Source organism: Pseudoalteromonas obscura (genome assembly GCF_030135505.1).
GTDB lineage: Bacteria > Pseudomonadota > Gammaproteobacteria > Enterobacterales > Alteromonadaceae > Pseudoalteromonas > Pseudoalteromonas obscura.
Map to the genome: position 1 here is coordinate 18,000 of NZ_JASJUT010000007.1, position 15,214 is coordinate 33,213.

Consider the following 15,214-nt stretch of genomic DNA (forward strand, 5'->3'; position numbering starts at 1 on the left):
ACTCGTTTTTAAAATGTGCCTGTCCGATTTTTGTGTAATGATTCCCGCTCAACTGATTTACATAGCGTTGCTTTAACTATGCTTTTGGACCCAAGCTTAGGTGTAATATATCTATTATCGCGAGTGATAAAGTCGTGTAAGTAAAGACTAAAAGCTTCGATACTGTATTGACTAATTCTGGCTTGAAAAGGTGGGGTTATATCTATAGCCACTTTTGTATTTAAGTAATTTTAAAAGGTTGTGATGAGATATAATAAAATAATCATTAATAAATAAAACTAAATAATCAACGTGATTAAATTTCATTTTATTGCCTTTATTGCGGAAATTAGTGGATGTAGGTGATGAAAATCTAATATTATCTATCTGTATGTGTATAAGGTACTTTCTTATTAGTTGATAAGTAGTGCTAATTATATACAGTACACCCTGAAGGGAAAAGTTATTGAATTAAACAATGACTTCCACAATTACTCTAACAATCTAAATAAGAAAGGAAATCGCAATGGGAAAAAAAACAACTCTACTACTTTCCATGCTCTCAGCGTTGAACATTCAAGTGGCGATGGCGCACAGCACCGGGTTTTATGCAGATAAAGATAACAACCAAGTACTGACATTTGAGCCTCAATCGATGAAAATCAAAGAAGTCATCAACTCAATAGGGGATAGCCCATACCCTATCGACAAAGCTGGCGACGGACAAGTGTACGTGACTACCAGAAACACGCAATCTTTGGATGTAATTTCTAGCCAAACGTTAGAAATAGGTGGTGTGATCCCTCTAAACCACTTTCCTCGCTCTGTAACTTATAACAAAAGTAAAAAGCTGGCGGCAGTGTCGGGTACCAAGAAAGCGGTAACAAGCATCATTGATACAAAGACCAACGAAGTGATTGCAACAGTTGGCAACGAAACTCCTCTAACAGTCAATGACTTTGGTGGGGGCCTTGCTACCGGGCATCCATTTTGGGTAAGTGAAAAGCAGTTTTTGATTTTGGACAGAGCACGCAGAACGTTAGAGCTCTATGAGGTAGGGGTTGAGCAAGGCAGTCATGTCATTTCGCATAAATACACTCTTGCGACACCTACATCTGTGCATCACATTATGTCGACACCTAACGCAACTGGTTGGAGTAAAAATGTTTTCTATGCAGTATTAGAAGGCTCGCCAAAAAATGGTGTCGCTCCAGGTATTATGGCGTTTGAGCTGTCTGATAATAAATTGTATCAAAAGCAGATCAAACATATGCCAGCAACTGCTACAAATGTTGGGACAATGGGTGCACATCATGCTTCTTTCCACCCTGACGGCGTTCATATTTACTTAGGATCAAACGAGGGCAAAACCTTTGTCATCAATAGTGTATCTATGGAAGTAGTTTCAACTATCGAAACGGGGAAAGGAAATGGTCATACAACAATGATCCCTGGTCGCATGTTAGCTGTGTCAACCAATCACACAGATACCTTTATGACGGTGATAGACTTAATTACACACAAAAAAGTGACTGACATTGAGGTGAGTCCACCTGCTTCTTCAAAAAGCCGAAAAACTCAGTCACATACATCTTCTTTTGATCCAAAAAATGATAGATATTTTTATACCGCTGCCAGTGATGATGGCCGTATTCTTGAAATTGATCTAGACACGTTCACTATTTCACGTGAGATCGAAATGTCTGGTAGTTATCCAATTCAAGGGACTTTTGTGTGGTAGCACTAAAAAGGCGTAATTAAACATAATCGTGGGCACCGTAAATATGAAACAGCGTGCCCTTTAAATTCACTATTTTAACTATTCTTCGCTATATCTTTTCACTAAATATGGACTATAGAAACCTTTGTACCCTTCTAGGCTTTAAATAGTGTTATAAACAAGCAAATTCTGGGTTTTAAAGTTGCAAGGTCATAATTGTATTTGTTCAACCTTTTTTAAGTTTAGTTAGAACTTTTCTTATTCGAGAGGTGATTATTAATAAGTTTCTTTTGGCACTTACGGGTGTACACATAAGCTTGGTAGCGGGTGATGGTATATATGAAATCTTGCTAATTTCAATAGCAATAGATTAACTGGCTTACATTTTTACTCTAAATTATTAGCTGATTGTGAAGATATAGAGTCATATATATTTTTAAATTTATTGTGCTATACACAAGCTTCTTTATAGTGGAACACTTCTTTGAAAAAACGGACAGCCAGTTTTTGTAGGTGTTTTAGGTTTCCTCCTTTTTATTATTTATTTAATGCTTATGGTTTTCAGTAGGAGAAGTAAATGAAGTGCATATGGGGCAGTACTTTTCGTTTTAGAGGCGTGTTATATTGTAATTGAGTATTAAACCTTTCCAGAGCTCTCGCAATTTTTGATAGTGCTTTGACGTTCATTTTCTAAAAAACAGCATTTGAAAAGAAGGGGCTGTTCCTTTTTTAGTTTTTCATAAAATAGCAATACCTATATGGCTGGGTGTCATTCAAGGTTGCATGAATTTTGAGGTGCTTACTTGTTTGAAACATTCAATTTGTTGACAGAAATAGTGTGGTTCTATCGTTTGGATTACAACGAAGAACGCACACATGAAGGCTCTGTTAATCAGTCGCTGGTTGTTTACCAGGCTAATAACTAGAGATTACAGATGTTTTACTTACAGGTAAGTGGAAACATCCGTAAGTGCTAAGAAGCTTTCCATCGGTATTTTCTAATTAATTCAGACTTAATTATTTAGAAAAACTTCAGTGAAGAGGCCGCATCGTTAAAACCAATATTAACTAAGTTGTTTTCTTGACCTAGTACAATTCGGTAGTCACCACCAAAATCCCTATCGCGGTAAAGAATTACACCAGTCGAGTTAATGACTTTGATTGAAGAAACTGTGTCGTTAAAACCAATATCTCTAAAGTTACTAACATTGCCGATTACGATACGATATTCATTGCCATAATCTCTATCTTTGTAAAGAATAGCCATTCCAGCTTGGTTATTAATAGCATTGTCAAATGCGTATAACTGCTCGCTGGATAAGTTTTCTCTGATAGATTGAGTTTCTTGAACACTTAATTCGCTAACAAATTCAAGTTGTGCTGCTTGTGAAGATAGTGATGCAAAAGCAAAAGCGGTTAAGAGTAGTTTTTTCATTTTCAAATTTCCTTTTAGTTTAAAAAATCGAGGCCACTTTAACATGCTGAAAACCTCATGTAAATATATCTTATATTGTATGCAATTTAAAATAATTGGGAGCGTGTGGCATCTACATTTTGTTTGTAATTAGACAAAGGTGTTACATGTGTCTTAGTTAAGGTTAAAGTTAACGCGGCTAGTTTATTTCTATGGCACGGAAAGTAATTGTCAGTTTGGTAGACACCTGTTGCTAGGCGTATGTAATCACGTTGACGTTAACCTAAGCCCTAATATTTAATCAACAACCAGCAAATTCTGGGGCTGCAGAGCCATTTTAAAAAGGTTTTGCTAGGCTGAACCAATTAAACTGATTCAGCCCAACCTTACAAATCACTATCAATTGTTGTGGTACTAAGCCTTGTCCAATGCTTGAGCAACATCTTCAATAATATCATCGATATGCTCAATACCAACCGAGATACGAACTAGATCTTCGCTTACACCAGCCGAAGCAAGTTCCGCTTGGTTTAGCTGTCTATGTGTTGTGGATGCTGGATGACACGCCAATGACTTTGCATCACCAATATTAACTAAACGAAGGATCATATTGAGTGCATCAATGAACTTTGAGCATGCTTCCATACCACCTTTAATTCCAAAACTGAGTATACCTGACGCTTTGCCACTTGTTATCTTATGGCAATTCTCGTTATCCGGGCTGTCATTGAGCGCAGCGTAGTTTACCCATTCTACTTTTGGGTGGCACTTTAAAAACGCGGCGAGCTTTTCTGCATTTTCACAGTGGCGATCCATCCTTAAGCCCAATGTTTCAAGGCCTTGGAGAATTTGAAAGGCATTCATTGGCGACAATGCTGCTCCGGTGTTTCTTAGAGGCGCAACGCGACAGCGCCCAATATAAGCTGCCGCGCCAAAAGCTTCAGTGTAAACCACGCCGTGGTATGATGGGTCTGGTTCGTTCAAAACTGCAAAACGCTCCTTATTGGTAATCCAGTCAAACTTACCAGAGTCAACGATAATACCGCCAATTGACGTGCCGTGACCACCAATGTATTTCGTTAAAGAGTGTACGACAATATCCGCCCCAAGTTCAAACGGGCGGCATAGATAGGGCGTTGCGACAGTATTGTCAACTATCACAGGTACGCCGTGTTTATGTGCTATTTTTGCTAAACGGCAAATATCCACAATGTTGCCCGCAGGATTGCCGATAGACTCACAAAAAATAGCTTTAGTGTTTCTATCTATCGCAGCTTCAAACCCATCAAAATCATCATACGAAACCATTTTGACCTCTATACCTTGCCTAGGTAAGGTATGGGCAAATAAATTGTAGGTACCGCCGTACAATTGACTGGTGCTGACAATATTGTCACCAACTTTTGTAAGGCATTGAAGCGCATAGGTAATGGCTGCCATACCAGATGAGACAGCTAAAGCGCCTATACCTCCTTCCATTGCAGCAACACGTTTTTCCAATACATCATTCGTTGGATTCATAATGCGGGTATAAATATTGCCTGGTACCGCAAGGTTAAAAAGGTCAGCGCCATGCTCGGTGTTATCAAAGGTGTATGAAGTCGTTTGGTAAATAGGAACGGCAGCAGACTTAGTTGTTTGCTCTGATGTATAACCTTCATGTAACGCAATAGACTCTAATTTCACAAGATTCTCCCTAAAAAGTGCATAAAAAGCCCTGCTATTGCGCCCTCAACGCTGAAATCCTCATCATGTAGGGCGCAACAAGTTTATTTATAGATTTAATTAGAGAGAATGTAGCATACTTTTTATTCAATTAAGTAATTAAGAGAGTAGATATACGTAAGATAAAAGTAGCAGAATACTTTAGTTAGGTTAAATAACTCAGATTTTGGTGGTGTACGAGGTTTTTTTTTGATAGGGGCGCTCGTATTTCAATAATATTAAGCTTGTCTGCTGTGAATTAGACAATAAATACAAGGGTTAAACTGAGCAGGTACCGTGTGGTGTAGACTCTATCTTACTTTTTGCATCGCTCGCCTCCTGTACTAAACAGTCTTGGTGTGCATTTTGAATCGAATCTGTAAAAAATTGATAGGCTTTTTCATCGATTAGGTTGACCTCTCGGAGAATACTCATTGCTAAGGTTAACTCTTTTAAAAAAGCTTTTTTACGAGCCAATATCACGGTATTTTTACCATCTTCACCTTCTTTATCGAAACCTTGCCCCAACTCTGAATTTACAATGAGCCCAGTCGGGCTTATAAAGGTTGAAATAACAACCATGATTTCACCAAAGTGACTGGTTGCTTTTCCAAAGTCATTTAACTGGCTGATTTTAATATCAGACTGCACTCTCGAATGATTCAGTACTGGGGCAGAAGCTGACATCGAAAAGTTTTCTACTTTTTCGTGAGAGTTGTTTGGAAATGTTCTTTCATACATCTTGCCCTGGTTTATCGTCACTTTGGCCGCAAATTCTTTAGAATAACTAGCATACTGCATGAGTAAATGATCGACATGATCACCAAATAGGTTTTTATGACCGATGTAGAAAGCGAGTGTTTCTTTTTTTTGTGCTAAGTTATATTGCTTGTGCGAGACTTCTAATTGGGCTTGCATCTTAAGGCCGCGCCAATATAGTCCAACTAAAGAAGTTAGGGCGATGAATAGCGTGAATACCCCAATTGGCAAAGAAAAGGTTTCGTGAACACCTGTCCAGTTTTCAAGCTTAGTCGGGTCATAGTGTAGCTGATCCCATGTAAAGATAAATTGAATGACTAAGGTTAACAGCGGAATAACCAAGGTACTAACTAGTAGCCAATGAAATATCCGGCCCAACCTTACAATTAACATTCTGTCGTCATAGCTTTGTATTTCTGCATCTTTTATATTAGTGTTTTGAAACCATTTACTAAACAATGCCTTTCTCCCATTTTTGTGTGCAACCCACTCAATTGAATGATGTTACTGTATGTTAATTGTTTAACCAAGTTTATGTTTTAGATTTGATAGCATGTAAATAAAGTCGCGAAAATAGGTAAGAACCGCGAAAAGAGGTGAGCTGTGAATATCGAATAATAAAATAGATAAAGAATTCTGTTAACGTACTGGTGCACATAGTAAATGGCGCTATAGCTTTTGTATATGGCAATAGGGCAAATCGACCCCGAATTGTTTTAGATGAAGAATATCTACATATTGTTACTTTCAATGATACGCGTAGCGTGTTTTTAAAGTGCAATAAAAAAGAGGCTGCAAGCCGCTGAGAAGAAGCCAGAAACAATAAACCGAGATGTTTCTATTGAGGAGCCCAAAATAACGGTGACAGGTAATGAGGCTGAGCAAGGAAGAAGATCAAATGTTGCGCTTTAAGTCTCGGTTTTCAATGGAGTTTATAAAAAACGGAATTGACAGCAATATAATTAACATGATCACCACGTTCAAGTTACATCCATCAAAGAGAGAAGGTGTTGACAAATGTGAGAGTGCTTGACACGTCGAACAAGAGCAAATTTAAGTATGCAATACTGGACTCTAATACCACCGTAGTTATAAAAGAGTTGCGTTTTCACTGACACCTACTGTTTAGATGTTAGAGAGTCATTTTGCTTTTAGTAGTTACGCAACAACTAAAAGTTGCTGCGCTTGTATATTAACTAGTTGGCTACCTTTGTATTAGATGAGGCTCTAGATTAGTTTGTATAACCTCTCTGACGGTTGCCCCGCCAATACTTGCACAGGTTTGTCCGTCACGCAGATATAGCTTGGCAGCTTCCCCCCTTACAACCGGGCGGACAAAACGCCATGGGAAAAATCCAAATCTTTGCGAACCAACATAATTAACCACAGCATTGGCGTTCACTGCGTTTGCTTTTCTTGCAAGGTGCGGCAAAATATCTGAGACACTACCATATGTTCCTTTTCCATATTTAATTTTATGAATTTTCTCAAATGATACATCTGAAGATGGCTCGCCTGTGATTAAACATATATCAAGAGAGTCATCAGCGATTACTGTAGTTGACGCAAGTATTGATAATCCGATTAAGCTTTTTTTTATCATGAATTGATACCTAATGACCTTTCCACTAAAGGGGAGACAGTAAAAGTGGGATTTTATATCGTTTGTGTGTTATTCGAAATAATTGAACAGCATAATTTATTGATTTAATTTCCAAATGGGTAATAAACAAACGCTTTGTTCGGAAAGTGCACTTGTATGTTTGTATTGACGGCAACTGAAAGCATAATTTTAGAACTAATTAACTTGAGGCTATGAAGACTACAAGAAGAATTAACATGATGCCTTCGTTAATTTGTAGTTAGAATTGAATGGGTGTTCTCAATAGAGGAGCTTCTTTTGAAGGTTAAAGTGTGGACTATTCATGATGGCAATCGTACGGAAATGACTAGTGAGCTGGGTTGATGCCAAGAACTATCGCTGTATCTTTCCACGCATGATGCGACCAAAAAGTTAAAACGGTAAGCGAATTTAACGCTGTGCTGTGAATTACTAGCATAAACTTAAAACGCTACTAACTATTCTCACTATTTTTAAACTTGGCTTTTCTTTATAAGCTCGTATTATATTTTTTATTTCTTCTCTTGCTGAGGCGTTATTAAATGAATTTATTTATTTTTAGTTGCCATTAATTTCTTTATGAAAATCAATTTTGATTTTTATCTCTTTGTGGATATAATCTCCCTTTTTTGAGGGGTATGTATATGAGATTATTAATTGTGCTATTGGCACTATATAGTGGGTTGAGTTTTGCGACACCGAGTCACACTGGGAAAATAACATCTATATTATCTGGGCCAGTGTATGGTGACAAATTATTTATAAAGGTTGAAGGTTCACTAATCAAAAAATCTTCTTGCCATACAAATACAAATTTTGACTATGTGTTAGATACTTCTACTGCTTCTGGTGAGCGGTATATGAGCATGATCCTGACCGCATATGCGTCAGGAAGAAGCGTAACTATCACAGGTTACGATGGGTGTTCTATTTACACTGGCGTAACTAACTTTAGGTCAATCAGCTTAAAGTAATGATATAGGCAAGTAAATCGCCTTGATTTAGTGGCTATTTTTATTAGCCACTAAATGTTTTCAATCAACATAAGCAAGCGTTACAAAAAGAGCGTACTAAAAAAAGCATTTAATAAAAAAGTATTTAATAAACACTTTATTAAAGTTAGACGAAGCTATGTTTTTTAACCTAGCTTTATCGATTACGTGTAATGTATCTTAAACCATCTGGATCGCCTTTTATCAACGTAATGCTATATGTGTATGTACAATTCATTCACGAGCCCTTGTACTTACAAAGTGAGGCACAGGGTCTAATCTGACCTCACTTTGCTTCTGCAATACTCACTAATTGCGTGTCTACTTATTAACGTACTGTATTTCGGAGACACCGTCTTGTATGGGGAGTCTAAGGCTCTCTAAAAATTCAATGAGTTCTTGTTGCTCGTTCGCTGATAGATTGTTGAAGTTGATGAATTCTTTTTTCGCCTCACTACCCTCGGCACCGTGCAACTGTATGGCTTCCAATAAAGTCCTCGCTCGACCATCGTGCATGTAAGGAGCTGTGTCACCAACTCCCCAAAGTGGACGTGTCACATAGACACCTGGTTGAGCAGCATACCCGTCAGTATCCGTTGGCTGTGGATAATTATCAGACAGTTTTTTACCCATAAAATGGAGTTTCAAGTCACTGTATAAAGGTACTGAAGTTGTAGCCCCGTTTTTGCTAATTAACCTAGGCCACACATAATCAGGGACTTGGTTGTGCGCATATCCAGTGAGATTCAAATCTATTTGATAGTTACCTTCGGCTAAATGTTTGACGTTAGTGGTGTGAAGGTGTGGCAATGCGGTTTGATACAGTTTTTCAGGGGTTATTAGCTCATTAGAACGAGTCAATGCTAATACTGACTGGTTTTGAAATGCATGTTTGACTTGTAGTTTAGCTTCTTTTGCGGCGCCTGAAAGTTGATCTGCTGGGTTGATCAGTTGTGCTACTTCCGGAGGGCATGCTTTATCGTCAGGCACATCAGGGGGGGTCATTATAGTCAGTGTCGGATTGTCCATTGTCAAAGTTGAAGTGTGGCAGTTTATACAGCCGACCTGCTCAAAGAGTGCTTTGCCTGGTAGCTTTTGTGCACCTTTGTCGTTGTTAGCTAGCTGAATAGGTGGCCTAAACATACTGACATATGCCGTAAGGGCGGTCACGTTACCTACTGTGATCTCATTAATAAGACCATCTAAATCACAATCCTTGTTGCCGACTTTCTCAACAGCCTGCACACTGAAGTGAAAATCTAATGCATCACGGGCAAAATGTCTGACTGTGGAGGAAATTCCACCCCATTGGAACGGGCGAACAACAAAGTCTTTCTGCACGCCCACAACTTCTAAAGTATTTTCATCACAGTTATCAATTCCACCCTTTGCACAAGTCACTGAGTAACGACCGAATTTAATGCCTTTTGATGTCAATTGAATACTCTGAGTGTTGTTTCGATACAATAGAGCAACCATTTTGGTGGCTTCTACTTGTGCTTGTAATTCGGTTGTCATTTCCGTCGCTAACCGCTGGGTATAACCCGAACCGAATACATGAGGAGGATTGCGTACAAACTTGGTCATTACAGCTTTGTTTTTTGGATCTGTCCCCAGTAGTTGATAGAGCTCCTCTGGAAACTGGTCATTAATAAAAGCATTACTGGCTACAGCGGCTGAGCCTCCTTGTGCCGCTGGCTTTCTAACCTGAGCGATTGTTTTAGCGCCATTTGGAGTGTATTGACCAATGGTATTGTGGCATTCAAAACAGCTTTGTGAATCAAGACCATTCACTCTTAAAAATGGCCACGCTGCTGGGTCTTTATCGGTACCACCACGGTTATTCCATATATACCTTTGCTTAGATCTTGGTCCCTTTGCGCCTTCACCATGGCCATTGGCGGGGTCAAAAGGAACATTAAACTGGTTTTGTCCAGCCTCTAGTAATTCATTTAGGGAATATCCACCGGCCAGCAGCGTATCTTGATCAATACTCGGAACGCGCTGTGGGGTCTCACTTCCGCCTTTTGGGAAAGCGACGTAGAGATCCGGTGAAATTTTACGTATCCCAGAATCCGAAAATTGAAATATATTCGACTCTTTAGGCTTCTCTTGATTGGTAAATACGTTGCAGCCAACGACAGTGCTTACTAATGCAACAGAAATTGCACCCAGCTTTAGCGTGACCCTTGATGTGTTTAGACGGTGTTTCATCATAGTCCCTTGCTCTTTGTGTCTCAAATCAAACCATTCTTGCTAAGAACAGCCCCATTCAAGCGTATCGCACCGCCTGATTTAAGGTATTACATCCTGTTACATCAAATCAGTCAGCAGGTGTAATAAAGTGTAAGGTTAATTGGCTGGCATTTTGATAGATCGGATCTAAGGTTTCGGTGAGGTAAGTAGCAATCGAGGGGCGCGTATCTACTTTACTCGATACAATTTTGGCTAAATTGGTGTCACTCAACAAGTATGCTATTTGTTGTTTCGTGTGTTGTTTGGACAGTCATTTTTGATCTTGTCAACGTAGTTCGCTCCTCATTTACTCCTTATGTACCGTCAAAGTTTGTTCGTAAAGTTACGCTCGATGCCTATAGAGTTTGTATTGCTCCATAGATGCGACTGGGGATGGCATTAAGTGGGTTTGCGACAAGCTAAACCCATAAAGGAATTATCATGATAAAACTTGTCAATGCTTCGCCCTTGCTAAAGGCAAAAAAGCTCATTAAACCCAAAAAAGTGACCCGAGATGACCTCTGGACATTGAAGGCTCTGCACGAGCACCTCCAGTGGGCGGTTGATGTTGAACTGTATACAATCCCGTTTTATATGGCGGCAATGTATTCGATAAAGGATCAGTCAACCGAAGCTGGGCGACTTATTAAGTCTATCGTTAATCAAGAAATGCTGCATATGCAAAGTGCCGCCAACATCGCCAATGCCTATGGTACAGAACTTCAAATATGTGCCCCAATGTATGGTGGAGAGATCCCACATCTAGACTTTGATTTAGATACACCTAACCCCAAAGATATTTACTACCCTTATTCAACAGCCATTGGTGCTTTTGATATTCAAAGATTAAATACCATGTGTATCATTGAGTATCCGGATTGGTCCGTGCCTGATAGCAAACAGGTATCCGATGAGTATGGTTCAATTGGTGAGCTGTATAGTGCAATAGCAAACGGTTGCCATCAATTAAGAGAATGTATTCAAGGTAACCATAAACAAGTTAATCATTTTGAGCGCTTCTATCCAGATACGCAGTTGACCATTACTGAGTCTCATGAGCAGGGACTACCTCAAGTGAATAACCTAATCGATCTGATCGTCGATCAAGGGGAGGGGGTTGCCAAGGATGCACAATATGTCCCCCCTGAATATCAGAACCGTGTTGATGACGTTCAGCCAACGTGGGATCACTATGAGAAGTTCACTTATATGCTCAAGCAGCCACTGCCAGAAACATTTGCAATAGAACCCTATGGCGAGCGGCAGAAAAAGTTACAGGAAATCCAACTGTCTCACTTCAATGAGTTCCTGTTGATTATGAATGAAACATTCACCACAGGTAACACGCCCAAAGACTTTGCCACTGTGATGTACAAAAATGGCGCGGCGATATCTGCATGTTGGCAAAACGGTGTACTACCCGTTTTTTCGATGTCCAATGAATCATAAGGAACATGAGTATGTCTAAAACAATATTTAGAGTTCATCCAGCTATAGGCATTGCACGTGTTGGTAACAGTGAAGAATATTACCTTGCACCAGAGTCTATCGCAGCGTTGCCTCAACCAGGAAAGCCTGAAGATAAAACAACGGGCGGACTGCCGCTCGACCCAGATACTGGAGAAGTCATAAAAAGTAGCCAGCTGAGAGATCAACAAGGTGCATTTAAGCGACAAGCTGCGCGTTTCAGAGTCTTTGCATATAGCGACCTTGATAAGCCAAGCTACCCCGAACAGGGTGCTGAACAAGAAGTGACAATAGGGTCTCAGATCCAAGGGAAGACGGTTATAAATATTAAATGGTGTGTGCACTTAGCCAATAAAAAATCGGCATGGTTTGTCAACGACGATGATCATGGTGTTGTTGCTTATGAAAACGGAAACTTTCCGGTATTAAGAAATTTACCTGAAGGCTTAGACCCATACAATGAGAGCCGTTTACGCCGCTTGGTAATTGATGCAGGGCCCAGAGTGGTCGATCAAAACAATGACCTTGCACAGTTTGACAGCAAAAGCCACACACAGGCTGCATATTTAAAAGGCACAGAAACAGTCAGCGTTGCGGATTATCCATTTTCCTTTCCTTATATGCACTTTGACCATTTAGATATTCCAAAAAAGGGCGAAGACACCAAACGATGTACCGGAAAGCCACTTCAAAAAAGTAGAGAGGCAAGGGGGATAACCAGCTTAGGAAACATGCTAACAGACAGTTGCGGTAGGCTAATCGTGGCGGGCGGGTATGGTAAAGCTGTTGGCTGGCGGTTAGACAACAAAGATAACCCTGTCCCTATCGATGGGCCGGTTAATAATGATCAATGGTTTGATGACACTTCGGACGGCCCAGTCACAGCTGTGATTGAGTTTGAAGATGGCTCTTGCGAAGAAGTATTTGGCGGCTGGGTCGTTGTGACAGATCCGAGTTATGCGCCTCAAACGTTAAACGTAGTATCACTTTTTGACGAAGCGTATGACACATTTGTGAGAAAGCTAAACTTGCAACCTGACGTGTTTTGCAATGGTCGCTTTAACCCAGAGTACAAACCTGCTTTTGATGACCATATACGACCTATTTTTAAAGCGACAGGGCAGCAACTTTGGAATGCCTATCTTCCGGAAATTGCGATACAAGCACATAAATCTGTGGATGAGATCACCGCAAGCGATGATCCCGACACGACAATTCTTGCTGGTTTAGCCTATATCCGCCAACCTAATCCCGGTACTGAGGCGACGTGGCGATCGCAGTCAATTGACGAAGGTGCACCACTCATGCCGTTATCGCTCGGGGATTCGAGCGAAGCGGGAGGAAAGCCGTTTTTGACGCCAACGGTCACGCAATACCAGTTCTTACATAGTTGGTCGAATCACAATTATGTAGACAGCAATGCACAAAAGTTAGGTGAAGGAGAGTATCTCGACCGAGCTACATTGCAAAACTGTCTGGGGGGTCGGTTTAGCCCTGGAATCGATATGACATGGATAATTAGAGAAACAGCCATGTATCAGGATTGGCAAACTGGCGCAGGTCCATTTCGGATAAAGCATAAACCACTTAACTATGCTGCGATAAATAATGCCAACACAGCGTTTTTAGGGTTAGGTTGGATACCAAGACACGAAGATGTGGAGCATTTAGGTTTGGAGCCAGGTGACGCGACTAAATTTATGGCGTTGCCTTGGCATGCCGATTACAACTCTTGTGCAATTCACCAAACGTCTCCCAACGACTTGAATTCAGAAACCCTTTATTGGTCTTGGCCAGCCCAGCGTCCTGTAACCGTATATGTTGCGCATGACTATGATATTAATGCCAAAGATCTACCTGCACAGCGTTACTCCGTTAGAGGAAAAGGAACTTACCCGCTGGAGAATACGCCAACTGATAAACATGATTTAGCCAATGCTGGTCGCTTTTGGGAATACCGGGAAATGTTGACTAAATGGGATGATATTGGCGTTGTTGTTCAAGGTACTGTCATTGATGATGGCAGGGAGTATTCAGAGCATGTTTATCTCGAAGTCGAAAGTATGCTGCATGGAGATGAGCCTGAGTTAGCAGCGCCTATGCCATGGCCTTTGTTAGGTGGTAGCGGTACTGCGACTCGCAAGAAGTAAGGAGAGATCATGCGCGATTTTTGTTTCGAGGTTGCCATTATTGGTGGCGGTCCTGCTGGTACAGCAACAGGGATCGCGCTTAAGAACTTGGGCATTGATAGTGTTTTTATTGTTGAAGCAGGCACCTATTCAAAGCCTAAAATAGGAGAGAGTATTCCGCCAAATACCCAAACTCTGTTCCAGCGTTTGAATATATTTGATGCTTTCTCTTCGCAACATCATGAACCGTGTTTAGGTAGTTATTCGTGCTGGGGAAGCACTCAATTGGGATTTAATGACAACTTATTTAATCCCTACGGAGCAGGCTGGCATTTGGATCGACGCCGATTTGATTTGTTTCTGGCTCGACAATTTAAAGCCTTGTCTGGCGCTCTAGTCGACAACACACGGTTTAGCAATTTATCTGTCATGAAAAATGACCTATACCCCATCAAGCTGTCATTTGAGAACCACCCTGATGTTTGTTGCCGTTTTGTTGTAGATGCAACGGGGCAGTCCGCAAAAGTTGCGAGAAAGTTTGGTGCAGCGGTGAGTATGCAAGATTTAATGGTGAGTTTTGCTGCGTATTTTGACTGTCAAGACACCCACTTGAATGAGAATAAGCTGACCCTGTTAGAGGCGGTTGAGCAAGGTTGGTGGTATTGTGCTTCAATACCCAACAATTTACAGGTTGTTAGCTTGACCACGGATATTGCGGTGGCAAAAAAGCTCAAGTTAAAACAGCCTGAAAACTGGTATTCATTACTCAAACATAGCAAACATATCAACAATCGAATTGAAGGTTCAGCGTTCCCTAATCGACTAAATAGTTGGAAAACACCCTCTAGTTTATTGAGCCCTCCTGCTGGAAACGGATGGCTTGCAGTGGGCGATGCTGCTGCTTGCTATGATCCAATTAGCTCTCAAGGTATATACAAAGCACTTGCAAATGGCCTACAAGCAGCTAAGGCTATTGCGCTTTGGTTAAATGGCGACGCCAATGGGCTGACGGAGTATCGCAATAAAGTCGTCAAAGACTTTGTCAATTACCTTGAGCAAAGGGACTATTTCTATGGGCAGGAACAACGTTGGCTGGAAGCCGAATTTTGGGTAAAACGGCGCGCTTATCTTGCTGGGTTAAAATATGGATAGGTAACATGTGGGTAAACGCGACGTTCTGAACTATCGTTCATG

Annotated in this window: 11 protein-coding genes; 5 read left to right on the plus strand and 6 right to left on the minus strand. The window is 40.6% G+C overall.

What is annotated here, in order from left to right; all coding sequences use genetic code 11:
• The first annotated feature begins 505 nt into the window (after nt 1–505).
• Nucleotides 506–1,720 (plus strand): YncE family protein, encoded by a 1,215-nt coding sequence (locus QNM18_RS16140; RefSeq protein ID WP_284137786.1) that lies wholly within the window; start codon nt 506–508, stop codon nt 1,718–1,720.
• A 1,000-nt stretch (nt 1,721–2,720) separates the two neighbouring features.
• Here the strand turns inward: QNM18_RS16140 and QNM18_RS16150 are convergent.
• The 4 genes from QNM18_RS16150 to QNM18_RS16165 form a co-directional block, all read right to left on the minus strand.
• On the minus strand, nt 2,721–3,134 hold the full coding sequence (locus QNM18_RS16150) for a hypothetical protein (protein WP_211008744.1): 414 nt from the start codon (nt 3,132–3,134) through the stop codon (nt 2,721–2,723).
• A 393-nt stretch (nt 3,135–3,527) separates the two neighbouring features.
• Entirely contained in the window at nt 3,528–4,799 is a 1,272-nt protein-coding gene (locus tag QNM18_RS16155) for an O-acetylhomoserine aminocarboxypropyltransferase/cysteine synthase family protein (RefSeq protein ID WP_284137787.1), read from the minus strand.
• A 297-nt stretch (nt 4,800–5,096) separates the two neighbouring features.
• The gene (locus QNM18_RS16160; protein WP_284137788.1) at nt 5,097–6,035 is read right to left on the minus strand and encodes a hypothetical protein; all 939 of its coding nucleotides are present in this window, start codon (nt 6,033–6,035) and stop codon (nt 5,097–5,099) included.
• 745 nt (nt 6,036–6,780) lie between these two features.
• Entirely contained in the window at nt 6,781–7,179 is a 399-nt protein-coding gene (locus QNM18_RS16165) for a hypothetical protein (protein ID WP_211008749.1), read from the minus strand.
• Nucleotides 7,180–7,841: 662 nt separating this feature from the next.
• On the opposite strand from QNM18_RS16165, the gene QNM18_RS16170 reads away from it, so the two are divergent.
• A complete protein-coding gene (locus QNM18_RS16170; protein ID WP_211008750.1) occupies nt 7,842–8,171 on the plus strand; it encodes a hypothetical protein in 330 nt (109 codons plus the stop codon).
• Nucleotides 8,172–8,510: 339 nt separating this feature from the next.
• On the opposite strand, the gene QNM18_RS16175 is transcribed toward QNM18_RS16170, so the two are convergent.
• Together QNM18_RS16175 and QNM18_RS16180 are read right to left on the minus strand one after the other, a co-directional pair.
• On the minus strand, nt 8,511–10,406 hold the full coding sequence (locus QNM18_RS16175) for a di-heme oxidoredictase family protein (RefSeq protein WP_284137789.1): 1,896 nt from the start codon (nt 10,404–10,406) through the stop codon (nt 8,511–8,513).
• 106 nt (nt 10,407–10,512) lie between these two features.
• Nucleotides 10,513–10,656 (minus strand): hypothetical protein, encoded by a 144-nt coding sequence (locus tag QNM18_RS16180; protein WP_284137790.1) that lies wholly within the window; start codon nt 10,654–10,656, stop codon nt 10,513–10,515.
• A 209-nt stretch (nt 10,657–10,865) separates the two neighbouring features.
• Here QNM18_RS16180 and QNM18_RS16185 point away from each other — a divergent pair, with 209 nt between their 5' ends.
• Genes QNM18_RS16185 through QNM18_RS16195 form a run of 3 tightly spaced genes read left to right on the plus strand, consistent with a single transcriptional unit; the run spans nt 10,866 to nt 15,172 of the window.
• The gene (locus tag QNM18_RS16185; protein WP_211008752.1) at nt 10,866–11,873 is read left to right on the plus strand and encodes a ferritin-like protein; all 1,008 of its coding nucleotides are present in this window, start codon (nt 10,866–10,868) and stop codon (nt 11,871–11,873) included.
• Nucleotides 11,874–11,884: 11 nt separating this feature from the next.
• A complete protein-coding gene (locus tag QNM18_RS16190) occupies nt 11,885–14,041 on the plus strand; it encodes a LodA/GoxA family CTQ-dependent oxidase (RefSeq protein ID WP_284137791.1) in 2,157 nt (718 codons plus the stop codon).
• 9 nt (nt 14,042–14,050) lie between these two features.
• Nucleotides 14,051–15,172, plus strand: a complete 1,122-nt coding sequence (locus QNM18_RS16195; protein ID WP_284137792.1) for an NAD(P)/FAD-dependent oxidoreductase — start codon at nt 14,051–14,053, stop codon at nt 15,170–15,172.
• Nucleotides 15,173–15,214 lie beyond the last annotated feature (42 nt).

Excerpts from the sequence above, each read along its gene's own strand:
- QNM18_RS16170 (WP_211008750.1), top strand. The coding sequence starts at position 7,842 with ATGAGATTATTAATTGTGCTATTGGCACTATATAGTGGGTTGAGTTTT.
- QNM18_RS16185 (WP_211008752.1), top strand. The coding sequence starts at position 10,866 with ATGATAAAACTTGTCAATGCTTCGCCCTTGCTAAAGGCAAAAAAGCTC.
- QNM18_RS16140 (WP_284137786.1), top strand. The coding sequence starts at position 506 with ATGGGAAAAAAAACAACTCTACTACTTTCCATGCTCTCAGCGTTGAAC.
- QNM18_RS16150 (WP_211008744.1), bottom strand. The coding sequence starts at position 3,134 with ATGAAAAAACTACTCTTAACCGCTTTTGCTTTTGCATCACTATCTTCA.
- QNM18_RS16165 (WP_211008749.1), bottom strand. The coding sequence starts at position 7,179 with ATGATAAAAAAAAGCTTAATCGGATTATCAATACTTGCGTCAACTACA.
- QNM18_RS16195 (WP_284137792.1), top strand. The coding sequence starts at position 14,051 with ATGCGCGATTTTTGTTTCGAGGTTGCCATTATTGGTGGCGGTCCTGCT.
- QNM18_RS16190 (WP_284137791.1), top strand. The coding sequence starts at position 11,885 with ATGTCTAAAACAATATTTAGAGTTCATCCAGCTATAGGCATTGCACGT.
- QNM18_RS16175 (WP_284137789.1), bottom strand. The coding sequence starts at position 10,406 with ATGATGAAACACCGTCTAAACACATCAAGGGTCACGCTAAAGCTGGGT.